General features: G+C 62.5%; 9 protein-coding genes. 7 read left to right on the forward strand and 2 right to left on the reverse strand.

Features of this window, described 5'->3' with window-relative positions; genetic code table 11:
- Positions 1-168: 168 nt before the first annotated feature.
- The 6 genes from AC09SL_RS16095 (at position 169) to AC09SL_RS16120 (ending at position 8,138) form a co-directional block, all read left to right on the forward strand.
- Complete coding sequence (locus AC09SL_RS16095; protein WP_058546863.1) at positions 169-3,375, forward strand: transporter substrate-binding domain-containing protein; 3,207 nt, start codon at positions 169-171, stop codon at positions 3,373-3,375.
- Between the two features lie 290 nt (positions 3,376-3,665).
- Positions 3,666-4,100 carry a PleD family two-component system response regulator gene (locus AC09SL_RS16100; RefSeq protein WP_058546864.1) on the forward strand — a complete coding sequence of 145 codons (435 nt, stop codon included), beginning with the start codon at positions 3,666-3,668 and terminating at the stop codon, positions 4,098-4,100.
- Between the two features lie 114 nt (positions 4,101-4,214).
- Positions 4,215-4,829 (forward strand): response regulator transcription factor, encoded by a 615-nt coding sequence (locus AC09SL_RS16105; protein WP_058546872.1) that lies wholly within the window; start codon positions 4,215-4,217, stop codon positions 4,827-4,829.
- A 222-nt stretch (positions 4,830-5,051) separates the two neighbouring features.
- Positions 5,052-5,918 carry a pirin family protein gene (locus AC09SL_RS16110; RefSeq protein ID WP_058546865.1) on the forward strand — a complete coding sequence of 289 codons (867 nt, stop codon included), beginning with the start codon at positions 5,052-5,054 and terminating at the stop codon, positions 5,916-5,918.
- Positions 5,919-6,042: 124 nt separating this feature from the next.
- Positions 6,043-7,485: a mechanosensitive ion channel family protein gene (locus AC09SL_RS16115; protein WP_058546866.1), complete on the forward strand. Its 1,443-nt coding sequence runs from the start codon at positions 6,043-6,045 to the stop codon at positions 7,483-7,485.
- Positions 7,486-7,697: 212 nt separating this feature from the next.
- On the forward strand, positions 7,698-8,138 hold the full coding sequence (locus AC09SL_RS16120) for a carboxymuconolactone decarboxylase family protein (RefSeq protein ID WP_003203930.1): 441 nt from the start codon (positions 7,698-7,700) through the stop codon (positions 8,136-8,138).
- 83 nt (positions 8,139-8,221) lie between these two features.
- On the opposite strand, the gene AC09SL_RS16125 is transcribed toward AC09SL_RS16120, so the two are convergent.
- Positions 8,222-9,373: an MFS transporter gene (locus AC09SL_RS16125; protein ID WP_058546867.1), complete on the reverse strand. Its 1,152-nt coding sequence runs from the start codon at positions 9,371-9,373 to the stop codon at positions 8,222-8,224.
- A 167-nt stretch (positions 9,374-9,540) separates the two neighbouring features.
- Between AC09SL_RS16125 and AC09SL_RS16130 the strand changes: the two genes are divergently transcribed.
- Positions 9,541-10,533 carry a diaminopimelate epimerase gene (locus AC09SL_RS16130; RefSeq protein WP_058546868.1) on the forward strand — a complete coding sequence of 331 codons (993 nt, stop codon included), beginning with the start codon at positions 9,541-9,543 and terminating at the stop codon, positions 10,531-10,533.
- A gap of 33 nt (positions 10,534-10,566) precedes the next feature.
- Here the strand turns inward: AC09SL_RS16130 and codA are convergent, their stop codons facing one another.
- Positions 10,567-11,814: a cytosine deaminase gene (codA, locus tag AC09SL_RS16135; protein ID WP_058546869.1), complete on the reverse strand. Its 1,248-nt coding sequence runs from the start codon at positions 11,812-11,814 to the stop codon at positions 10,567-10,569.
- Between the last annotated feature and the right edge of the window lie 8 nt (positions 11,815-11,822).

Consider the following 11,822-nt stretch of genomic DNA (forward strand, 5'->3'; position numbering starts at 1 on the left):
AAATTCTTCAGAAACTTCCTACACTCACTTCACAGCCTCCTGCTGTTTGAAAGGCTCGGTTCGCTGTTCCCCCGTATTGGCAGTCTGAACCCATCAGCCGGTCACCCTGACTGAACGTGCAGTCGGTGTGCGCCGGGCCGACTACGCCAAACGAAACAACCTGACCAGATGATGCTGTTTTTACGCACAGGCCTGGTGGCGCTGTTGCTGGGCTCAGTGAGTGTGGCGCCAACGGTGGGCGCGGCGCCCGAGGTGCTGCAGGTGCTCGGGCGCTCCAATGTGAGCGATTATTCGGTGTCCCTGGACAATGCCGACTGGACCTGGCTGCGCCAAAAGGGCACGTTGCAACTGGGCGCCTCGGCACCGGACTACGCGCCGTTCAGCATCACCGGCAATGGTCGCGACTATGAAGGCCTGACCGCCGACTACGCGCAATTGCTCGGGCAACTCTTGCACGTCAAGGTGCAGGTCCAGCGTTATCCATCCCGTGCCGAATCGCTCCAGGCCCTGCGCGGCGGAGAGATCGATATGCTCGGCACCGCCAACGGCTTCGAAGCCGCCGATCGGGACCTGGCGATGTCCCGGCCCTATGCCGATGACCTGCCGACGCTCGTGGCCCGGATCAACGACAGCCAGGACCTGCCCAGCGACCTGGCGGGCAAGCGGGTGGCAATGCTGTACCACTACTTGCCGCCGGAGACGGTCGAGGCCTTTTATCCCGAGGCCTCCTTGCAGCTGTTCCCCTCGACCTTGAGCGCCATCGGCGCCGTGGCGTTTGGTCAGGCCGACGTTTATCTGGGAGATTCGATCAGTTCCAACTACTTGATCAGCAAGAACTACCTTAACAATATTCAATTGGCCGATTTCTCGCGCATGGAAGTGCAGCCGTTCGCCTTCGCGGTCAGCCGCGACAACACGCGCCTGTTGCGCATCATCAATGCCGCGCTGCAAGCCATCCCCGCCAGCGAACACATGAGCATCCTGAGGCGCTGGAGTGCCGGCGGCGCGAGCATGCCGGGTCAGCAGGTGCTGCATTTCAGCGTCAAGGAGCAGCGTTGGCTGGACGCTCATCCGCGGATCAAGGTGGCGGTCAACGAAAACTTCCTGCCGCTGACGTTCTTCGATGCACAAGGCCATTTGCGCGGCATCGGCGCCGATGTGCTGGCGAGGGTCAGCTTGCGCACCGGTTTGAAGTTCGATGTGCAGCGTGGCGGCTCGGTTGACGATTTGATCGGGCAGATCAAGAGCGGCAAGGCCGACGTCTTGGCAACCGCCATACCCAGCACCGAACTCGAAGACGAATTGCGCTTTACCCGACCGTACCTGACGAACCCGTTCGTGCTGGTGGTGCCCGCTCGGGCCGAGGGCCCGCTAACCCTGGACCAGATGACTGGCAAGCGCCTGGCGCTGGTGCGCGGCAACGTGTTGCGCGAGTTCCTGCTCGAACAGTTCCCCCGCGTGCAATTGGTGACGGCGCAAAACAACGCCGACGCCATGGCCATGGTCGCCGCCGGCACGGCGGACGCTGCGATCAATCCGCTGATCAGTGCCCGCTACATGATCTCCCGCCAATACCGCGACAAGCTGCAGGTCACCAGTACCGTCGGCACTTTGCCGGCGCGCGTCGCATTGGCGACGAACCGGGGCGCACTGGAGCTTTACTCGATTCTCGACAAGGCGCTGTTGAGCATTTCTCCCGAAGAGATGGACGAGCTGACCAACCGCTGGCGCAGTGAGGTGGTGATCGACGACAGTTACTGGCTGCGCAACCGCACCACGATTCTCCAGGGGTTCACCGTCGCTGCGCTGCTGTTGCTGGTGACCTTGGGCTGGGTCATTTACCTGCGGCGCCTGCTGGAGCAATTGCGTGTCGCCAAGCAAAGCGCCGATGACGCCAATCGGGCCAAGACCACCTTCGTGGCGACCATGAGCCATGAGATCCGCACACCGATGAATGCGGTGATCGGCCTGTTGGAACTGGCCCTGAAAAAAGCCGACCAGGGCATCGTGGACCGGTTCGCCATCGAGGTCGCGTCGGGGGCCGCCCATGGCATGTTGGATTTGATCGGCGACATCCTCGACATCGCCCGCATCGAATCGGGCAAGCTGTCGCTGGCGCCGCAACGGGCCAATCTGCACGAATTGACCGAGTCGGTGGCGCGGATTTTCGAGGGCCTGGCGCGGCAGAAGCACCTGCGCCTGCAACGGGTGCTGGACGCCGGGGTCAACCGTGACGTGTTGATCGACCCATTGCGCTTCAAGCAGATCGTCTCGAACCTGTTGAGCAACGCCATCAAATTCACCGACCAGGGCGAGGTGCGCCTGAGCGTGCGCGGCGAGCCGGACGCTGAACACGGGCGCCTGGGCATTTGCCTGCGCGTCGAGGACACCGGCTGCGGGATTTCGCCTGAGGACCAGCGCCGCCTGTTCAACCCCTTTACCCAGGCCACCCACACCACCCAGTCGGCCCGCAGCGGTTCCGGGCTGGGGTTGGTCATCAGTCGCACGTTGTGCGAAATGATGGGCGGCACCCTGACGTTGCGCAGCGTGATGGGGGAGGGCACGCAGGTCGAGATTCTGCTGGACCTGCCGGTGCTCGATGCCTTGCCGGCCGCGCCGCCTGCCGAGGCCGAGGCGCTGGTGCCGGGCCGGGCGCTGAATATCCTGGTGGTCGACGACTACCCGGCCAACCGCTTGCTGTTGTCCCAGCAACTGGGCTACCTGGGCCATCGTGTCCAGGAGGCGCAGAACGGTGTCGAAGGTCTGCACGCCTGGCGCAGCGAACACTTCGATGTAGTCATCACCGACTGCAACATGCCCTTGATGAGCGGCTACGAACTGGCGGGGGCCATTCGCGACGAAGAGCGTGCGCAAAACCTGTCGCCCGGCGTGATCCTGGGGTTCACGGCCAACGCCCAAGCTGAGGAAAAGGACCGCTGCGCCGAGGCCGGAATGGACGATTGCCTGTTCAAGCCCATCAGCCTTCGGGAGCTCAATGCGAGCCTGGCTTCGGTCACGCCGGACGTGGGGGCGCCGCAGCCCGGCGTTGACTTGACCAGCCTGGAGCAACTGACCGGCGGCGACACGACCGCCATCAGGGCGCTGCTGGAGGAACTGGTCAGCAGCAATGCCGACGATCAAGCGCGACTGTCGCACCTGTCCAGCCGACAGGACTTGCCGGGCCTGGCGGACCTGGCGCACCGGATCAAGGGCGGGGCGCGGATCGTCCAGGCGCAACGCCTGATCGCCGCCTGCGAGGCGCTGGAAAGCGCTTGTCGGGGAGGCGACACCTTGCTGCTCGCCCAAGCCGTGGAAGATATTCGCCAAGCCATCAAGCACCTGGCCGAGCAACTAAAGATCTACATGGGAAAGTAGGAGCTGTAGGGGCCGTAGGAACTGTAGGAGCTGACGAGTGCAACGAGGCTGCGATCTTTCCCCAGACACTTGAATCCCAAGCGAAAGATCAAAAGATCAAAAGATCGCAGGCTTCGCCAGCTCCTACACCAGCGTCGAGCGCAGGACAGGTTCCCTCGTCGCAGGGGCCTCGTCCGTCATCATTTTGGGAATAGTCCTACATCGCCTTTCAAGAGCTTCCTCTAGCCTGACGGCCCTTGAATGTTCTTGAGCCGGTTTCTACCTGGCGCGTTGCTATTGGAAAGCTTGCCATGCCGAACAAAGCACTCCGTATCCTGATTGCCGACCCACAACATGCTCATCGAATCGTGCTGGAGCGCCTGTTCAATCAACAGGGCTATTTCCGGATTGTCCCCGTGAGCCATGTGCAAGAGTTGCTGACGCTGGTGGAGTACGGCAGCGAGCCGTTCGACCTGATTGTCATCAATGCCGGGCTGGCAAGCGGGGCGTTGGACCTGCACGATTTTGTTATCTATAACCCGCAGGTTCGTCACGGGATGATTTACAACGCGCAACCGGCCAGCCTGTCGTCGGTGCCGGTCGCGCGCCGAGCGAGCATGCACCTGAGCCAGGCGCCGTTGCCTGATCTTGCCTCCCTGCAGCGCCTGATGGAATGGGTCGATCCTCACGCCAGTGAGTCGCTGCAACCTTGGACGCACCCCCTCAGGCAGGGCCATGGGCGCTGAGAAAGACCGTTGGTCTGCACTGTCGGATCTGACAGGTGGCACGGCCTGGCGCTTATGCAAGAGTCCGGTGCAGCCATGGCGCCGGTGCCGTTTGTAATGACCTGGGGAATTGCCTTGAAAGACGTGTTGATCGTGGATGACCACCCTGTCATACGAGGGGCGTTGCGGCTTATTTGCCAGAATGAGGCGTTCCCCCACATCCGGGACGCCAGCGGCGTGGCCGACGCCCGGGCCCTCATCAAGGAACGTGTGCCAGACCTGGTGATCCTGGACCTGGTGATGAACGGTTTCGATGGCCTGGACCTGCTGGTCTGGATCATGGCCCAGTTCCCTGAATGCAGCGTGCTGGTGTTCACTTCCCAGGATGCGCAGCACTTCTGCAACCACTGCATTTCGGCCGGGGCCCGTGGCTTTGTGACCAAGAAAAGCGACCTCAAGGAACTGACCAAGGCCATCCAGGCTTTGAAGTCCGGTTATGCCTATTTTCCGCAGATGTCCGTCAGGCTGGACTTTCAGCAGCGCAGCGAACAGCAGGCCCTGGAAAGTCTTTCTACCCGCGAGTTATCCATCCTGCGCATGCTGGCCTTGGGCATGCGTGGCAAGGACATTGCCGAAAGCCTGTTCCTGAGCCCAAAAACCGTCAGCACCTACAAGACTCGGCTGTTGGAAAAGCTTGGCCTGCAATCGTTGGTGGGGTTGTCGGAGTTTGCCAAGCGCAATCACCTCTAAATGAGCCGACCCTAAACCTGTGGGAGCGAGCTTGCTCGCGATAGCAGTCAGTCGATGCATCTTCGGCTGATACACCGCCATCGCGAGCAAGCTCGCTCCCACAGAATTTTGATCGTTCTCTGTATAGAACGCTAAAGCCGATTTTTGCAGTCTAGTGCTGCAAAGGTGTCGGTTCTAAGCTGTGCCCATTAAATCGCAGCACCTGATTTTTGGAGACACAGCATGAAAAACATCATCGGCCTCTACACCAGTCCACGGCCCCATTGGGTTGGCGATGGCTTCCAGGTTCGCACGCTGTTTTCCTATGACAACCTGGGCAAGCACGTCAGCCCATTCCTGCTGCTGGACCACGCCGCCCCTACTGAATTCACGCCCACCACCGAGCGTCGTGGCGTCGGCCAGCACCCGCATCGCGGTTTCGAAACCGTGACCATCGTCTACCAGGGCGAGCTGGAGCACCGTGATTCCACCGGCAGCGGCGGCAAGATTGGCCCTGGCGACGTGCAATGGATGACCGCTGCGTCCGGCATCATCCATGAAGAGTTCCACTCCGAAACCTTCGCCCGGCAGGGCGGGTTCATGGAGATGGTCCAGCTGTGGGTCAACCTGCCCGCCAAGGACAAGATGGCCCCGGCCGGTTACCAGACGATCCTCAAGGGCGACATTCCGAACATCGCCCTGAAGGACAACGCCGGCAGCCTGCGCCTGATCGCCGGGCGCTTCGAAGGGCATCAAGGCCCCGCCAGGACCTTCACGCCCATCGACGTCTGGGACATCCGCTTGAATGCCGGGAAAAATCTCATTCTCGACCTGCACGAAGGCCACAACACCGCCTTGGTGGTATTGCGAGGCTCGGTCCAGGCCAATGGCCGCGAACGGGTCGAGGCCGGGCAAATGGCCCTGTTCGACCGTGCTGGCGATCAATTGAGCCTGCAAGCCAATAACGATGCGGTGGTGCTGCTGCTCAGTGGCGAGCCGATCGACGAACCCATCGTCGGCCATGGTCCGTTCGTGATGAACAGCGAACAGGAAATCCACCAGGCTTTCAACGATTTCCACTCCGGGCGTTTTGGCCGGATGGATGATTGACGCGAAACAGCAGCCACCCTGAACCCATTGTGGGAGCAAGCTCCCACATGGGGATCTGTGGGGATCTCTACAGGGCGTTCAATCTGTGCCAATCTTCGCCAATCGCCTTCCCGGAGCTGTCCCGATGCTGTCTCTGATCTCCGAGCACCCGCTGTTCTGTGCCCTGGCACTATTGGTGCTCGACCTTGTGATGTGGCGCCTGGTCAGTGCGAATCGGATCTATTGGAAAGTCGGCGCAAGGCTGGTGATTTTTTCCTTGTTCAGCGTGCTGCTGTTCAACGAAGGCCTCAACCCCATGGTGCCGGCGCAGTGGGTCGACGATGTGCCGCGGCACCTGGCCGCTACCGGCTTGCAGATCGCCTGGTGGCTGTTTGCTGCGCGAACCCTGACGGTGCTGATCGGCGCGATGATGATGCAACGGGTCGGCCATACCGGGCGGTTGTTGCAGGATTTGCTCGGCGCGGTGATTTTCCTGATCGCCGTCATCGCAGCAATGGCCTACGTGCTGGATTTACCGGTCAAGGGCGTGCTGGCCACGTCCGGCGCGATGGCGATCATCGTCGGCCTGGCCTTGCAGAGCACCCTCAGCGACGTGTTCTCCGGGATCGTGCTCAACACCACCAAGCCTTATCAGCTCGATGACTGGATTTCCATCGACGGCACCGAAGGCCGGGTCACTGACATCGACTGGCGCGCCACGCGCTTGCAGACCGCCCAGGGCAGCATGGCGGTGATCCCCAACTCACTGGCAGCAAAAGCCAAGATCATCAATTTCAGTCGGCCCAGCGATGTCCATGGTCTGTCCATCAGTATCCAGGTCAGCCCTCACGCGCGGCCACAAACCGTGATCGACGCGCTGGAGCGGGCGATGATTGGCTGTCGCTCGTTGCTCGCCAACCCGGCACCCTGCGTGGCGCTCAAAAGCAGCGGCAGTGGCGGGACGGAGTACGAGATCAGCGGATTCGTTGCCTCCATGGCCCAGAAACGCGCGGTGCGCAACCAGCTGTTCGACCTGGCGTTCCGGCATCTGCAGGCGGCGGGCGTGAGCCTGTTGTCCACCAGTGAACGCGCGGACCCCCAGGAGGTGTCGCGACCCCGGGCCTTGCTGGAAAGCTCGAACATTTTCTCCACCCTGCGCCAGGATGAGAAAGACACCTTCGCCCAGAACATGACCCTGCAGACCTTCCGTGCCGGTGATGTGATCCTGGCGGCCGGGGAGGTCAGCGATCATCTGTTCATCATCGAGTCCGGGGTGGTCAGCGTGACCCTCATGCGCAACGGCCAGCCACTGGAGGGCGGGCGCATGGGGCCGGGGGAGGTGATCGGCGAAGCCGGGATCGTCGCCGGGCAGGCGGCGCTGGCGAGTTTTTCCGCCAAGACGTTCTGCACCCTGTACCGCATCGAGAACAGCTACCTCAAGCCTTGCCTCGAGGCCCGTCGCGACATCAACGAGGCGATGAAAAACCTGCTGGACGTACGCATGCACCTCGCCCAGAACCTCACCCGCGAAGCCCCCAAGCCCATCGCCAAGAAACGCTTCCTGCAATGGTTGCGCAGCCGCGCCTGAAGCACTTGTGTAGGCGCTGTCGAGCGAAGCGAGGCTGCGATCTTTCCAAAGACACTTGAGCTTCAAGCGAAAGATCAAAAGATCGCAGGCTTCGCCAGCTCCTACAGGATAAATTCCCCCATTGGCCACCCGAACTTCCCAACAATTGGCTATTTGTACTGCGCCACTGCACGGCTAACGTAGCGCTACACCCAATTGTCCTGGAGTTCACCATGCAACCGCGTATCGATTTCTATACCGCTTCCCCTGACGCTTTCAAAGCCATGCTGGCCCTGGAAACCGCCGTCTCGAAGCTGGGCCTGGAAAAGTCCCTGCTGGAGCTGGTCAAGCTGCGTTCCTCGCAAATCAATGGCTGCGCTTTCTGCATCGACATGCACACCGCCGATGCCCGCAAGGACGGCGAGACCGAGCGTCGCCTGTACGCCGTGACCGCCTGGCGTGAAGCGCCGTTTTTCACCGGCCGCGAGCGCGCCGCACTGGCCTGGACCGAAGCCCTGACCCGCCTGAGCGATACCCACGCGCCGGACGCCGACTATGCCCTGTTGAGCGAGCACTTCAGCCCCAAGGAAATGGTCGACCTGACCGTGGCGATCAACGCCATCAATGGTTGGAACCGCTTGGCGGTGGGCTTTCGCAAGATGCCTGAAGCGTAATCAGCAGAAAAAGTACCTGTGGGGTGAGCCTGTGGGAGCAAATCTGTGGGAGGTGAGCCTGTGGGAGCAAACCTGTGGGTACCTCAGACCTTCAACACTTTGCCACTGGCCGCCACCGCCACCAGCGACATCGCAATCAACCCGAAGGCAAAGCTCAAGCTGCTGCCGTGGGCGACGAAGCCGATCAGCGCCGGGCCGGCAAGGATGCCGGCATAGCCGATGGTGGTGATGGCCGGAACAGCGATGGCCTCTGGCATCAGGGTCTGTTTGCCGACGGCGGTGTACAGCACCGGCACAATATTCGAACACCCGGCGCCCACTAGCGCATAGCCCAGCAGTGCGGCTTGCCACATCGGTGCGAGGGTCGCCAACAGGAACCCGGCTGCCGCGATCGATCCGCCATAGATGATCACGCGCTTGGCCCCCAGGCGATGCACCACTGAATCGCCGGTCAGCCGGCCGACGGTCATGGTCAGCGCGAAGGCGGCATAACCGAGCCCGGCATAGGCGGTATCCACCGCGCGTTCGGTGGTCAGGAACACGGCGCTCCAGTCCAGCACCGCGCCTTCGGCCAGGAACACGATGAAACACAGGATGCCGATAAACAACACCACGCCGTGGGGAATGGCGAACGCCGGTCCCGAGCTTTCACTGCCGTAGGGCAGCAGGTGCGGCGCAGCCTTGATCAACGCCACCAGCAGCACCCCATTGATCACCAGCGTTGCCCCCAGCGGCGAAAGCCCCAGGCCAAGCAGGGCACTCACACCGGCCGCGCCAATGATCCCGCCGAGGCTGAACATACCGTGGAAACCCGACATCATGGTCTTGCCACTGGCCCGCTCGACGATCACCGCTTGCAGGTTCACGGTCGAGTCCACGGTGCCGAGCCCGGCGCCAAACAGGAACAATGCGGCCACCAGCCAGGGCAGGGAGGTCATTGTCGCCAGCAACGGCAATGCCAGGCAGATCAGAATCGTGCCGCCGCTAAGCACCCGCCGGCAGCCGAACCGAGCCGCCAGCGCGCCGGAAATCGGCATTGCCAGGATCGACCCGACCCCCAGGCATAACAGCAGCAACCCGAGGGTGCCTTCATCCAGGTTCGCCCGTACCTTGGCGTAAGGCACCAGCGGCGCCCAGGCGGCGATGCCGATGCCGGCGATGAGGTAGGCGATGCGGGTGGACATTTGTTCCAGGCGTCCGGGGATAAAGGTGGGCGGGGGCGTAATGGCAGTCATGAAACGTCCTTGGTTTTGGTGCGGTGCGGTGAGGCGGGCAGGCGCTATGCTGGCATATCCACAGACCGCACCGCGACCCCAAGGTGCGGCCAACGTGCAGGCTTTGCTCCCACAGCCTTTGCCAGCATAAAGTACCGGCCCCTGCTGGCTGATTACGGGTCTGGTCCATGACGCAGTTTTATGATGCACGCGGCAATATGTATGGCGTCGTTTCACCGCAACAGGTACGTGACCGCGGCATTGACCTGCCGCCGTCGGCCGCCCAGGCAGCACAGCGACGCGAGTCCTGGGCCACGGCTGCCGTGCATGCCTTCTGCAGTTGGGCGCCGGGCCAAGCACCTCCGGACGCCAAGGCCCATCGCAGTGACGGCCTATTGATCGGCCCGTTCCAGAACCAACCGCCTTTTGATCTATTGATCGTCAACACCGACGGCACCCTGGCCGAGCGCAGCGGCAACGGCCTGACGATTTTCTCCCAGGCGTTGCAAGCGCAGGGCTTGATGCCGGGCGCGGGAGAGTGTGTGCTGCAAGTTCATCACGACAAACCCGACGGCGTGTCACCGCTGCACACCTCGGTTCGCGCCGCTGAATTCGATGGCGTTCAAGGCTTCTGGCTGGACCTGGGCAAACCGCTGTTCGGAGCCCAGGCCGTTGGCGCCCAGGAGGTCGAGAGCATGATGTTCAACCAGTGCGATGTCAGCCGCGTGGCGGCGCTTCACCGGTTGAACCCGGCGTGGGGCCACAGCCAGTTCGTGAGTATCGGTAACCCTCATTGCGTGACGCTGGTGGAGGGTGTCGAGGCGTTGCCGGGCAATTCGCAGATGCGTGCTGCGGCGCTGTTGCAAAGCCTGACCCGCATTGCCTATGCCGCCCCTGGTGGGGCCGGCGTCCCGTGCCCCAGGGGTGTGAATCTGCAATGGGCCTGGCGCGAAGCCGAGGGGCGAATCGCGGCCCGGGTGTTTGAGCGGGGCGAGGGGCCCACGGCTTCCTCGGGCACCAGCGCCAGTGCCGTGGCCAGTGCGGCGTGGCGGGTGGGTTGGGTGAAGGCGGGGGCGGTGAGTGTGGTGATGCCGGGGGGGACTGCGCCGATTTTGCTGGAAGAAGAGGCGGGTGAGTTGGTGCGGGTCAGGTTGTTTGGTACGGCGCGGTCTGTGCCCTAGCGCTTTCGCGCGCAAACCCGCTCCCACAGGGAATCAGTCTGGCTGCTGCGCAAACTCCACCAGCGGCATCTGCCGCTTCATCAGCACTTTGCCGTTGCGAATCGAGTAGAGCGGCAAGCCCTGGCTGCGGATCACTTCGTAATCGCTGTCCGCCGACAGGATCAGCAGGTTCGCCGGGCGCCCGGGTTCCAGGCCGTAGCGCTCGCCCAGGGCCATGGCCTTGGCGCTGTTGTCGGTGACCAGGTCCAGGGCGCTTTGCAGGTTGCGGTAGCCGAGCATGTGGCAGATGTGCAGGCCTGCTTCCAGCACGCGCAGGATGTTGCCGTTGCCCAACGGGTACCACGGGTCGACGATGGAGTCCTGGCCGAAGCACACATTCATCCCGGCTTCGAGCAGTTCATTGACCCGGGTGACACCGCGGCGTTTGGGGAAGTTATCGAAGCGCCCTTGCAGGTGAATGCTCTCGGTGGGGCAAGAGACGAAGCTGATGCCCGAGTGCCCCAGCAGGCGGAACAGTTTGGCGCAGTAGGCGTTGTCGTAGGAGCCCATGGCCGTGGTGTGGCTGGCGGTGACGCGCGCGCCCATGTCGCGGCTGCGGGCTTCTTCGGCGAGCACTTCGAGGAAGCGCGAGTGCGGGTCATCGGTTTCGTCGCAATGCACATCCACCAGGCAGCCGGTACGCTCGGCCAGGTCCATGAGGAATTTCACCGAGCTGACGCCCTGGTCGCGGGTGTACTCGAAGTGAGGAATGCCGCCCACCACGTCGGCGCCCATGCGGATCGCTTCTTCCATCAGCTCACGGCCATTGCGGTAGGACTCGATGCCTTCCTGGGGGAACGCGACGATCTGCATGTCGATCAGATGACGGCTTTGCTCGCGCACCTCCAGCAGCGCCTTGAGCGCCGTGAGCTCGGGATCGGTCACGTCGACGTGGGTGCGCACATGCTGGATGCCATGGGCAGCGAGGGCCTGGATGGTTTTCTTGGCGCGGGTCTTGGTGTCTTCCTCGGTGATGGTGGCCTTGCGCTCGCCCCAGCACTCGATGCCTTCGAACAGCGTGCCGCTCATGTTCCAGCGCGGTTCGCCGGCGGTGAGGGTCGCGTCCAGGTGGATGTGCGGTTCGACGAAGGGCGGGACCACCAGGTTGCCGCCGGCGTCGAGGTCCTCCGGTCCGAGGCTGGCGGCCTCGGTCTGACGGGCGATATTGGCGATCAGGCCGTTTTCAAGGTGCAGCTCATGCAAGCCTTCACGGTTACGCAAACGGGCGTTGATGATGTGCATCAAGCGAA

Source organism: Pseudomonas sp. PF05, assembly GCF_056521845.1.

Coding starts and splice junctions, on each gene's coding strand:
- codA (WP_058546869.1), bottom strand. CDS start 11,814: ATGCACATCATCAACGCCCGTTTGCGTAACCGTGAAGGCTTGCATGAG.
- AC09SL_RS16110 (WP_058546865.1), top strand. CDS start 5,052: ATGAAAAACATCATCGGCCTCTACACCAGTCCACGGCCCCATTGGGTT.
- AC09SL_RS16095 (WP_058546863.1), top strand. CDS start 169: ATGATGCTGTTTTTACGCACAGGCCTGGTGGCGCTGTTGCTGGGCTCA.
- AC09SL_RS16120 (WP_003203930.1), top strand. CDS start 7,698: ATGCAACCGCGTATCGATTTCTATACCGCTTCCCCTGACGCTTTCAAA.
- AC09SL_RS16100 (WP_058546864.1), top strand. CDS start 3,666: ATGCCGAACAAAGCACTCCGTATCCTGATTGCCGACCCACAACATGCT.
- AC09SL_RS16125 (WP_058546867.1), bottom strand. CDS start 9,373: ATGACTGCCATTACGCCCCCGCCCACCTTTATCCCCGGACGCCTGGAA.
- AC09SL_RS16130 (WP_058546868.1), top strand. CDS start 9,541: ATGACGCAGTTTTATGATGCACGCGGCAATATGTATGGCGTCGTTTCA.
- AC09SL_RS16115 (WP_058546866.1), top strand. CDS start 6,043: ATGCTGTCTCTGATCTCCGAGCACCCGCTGTTCTGTGCCCTGGCACTA.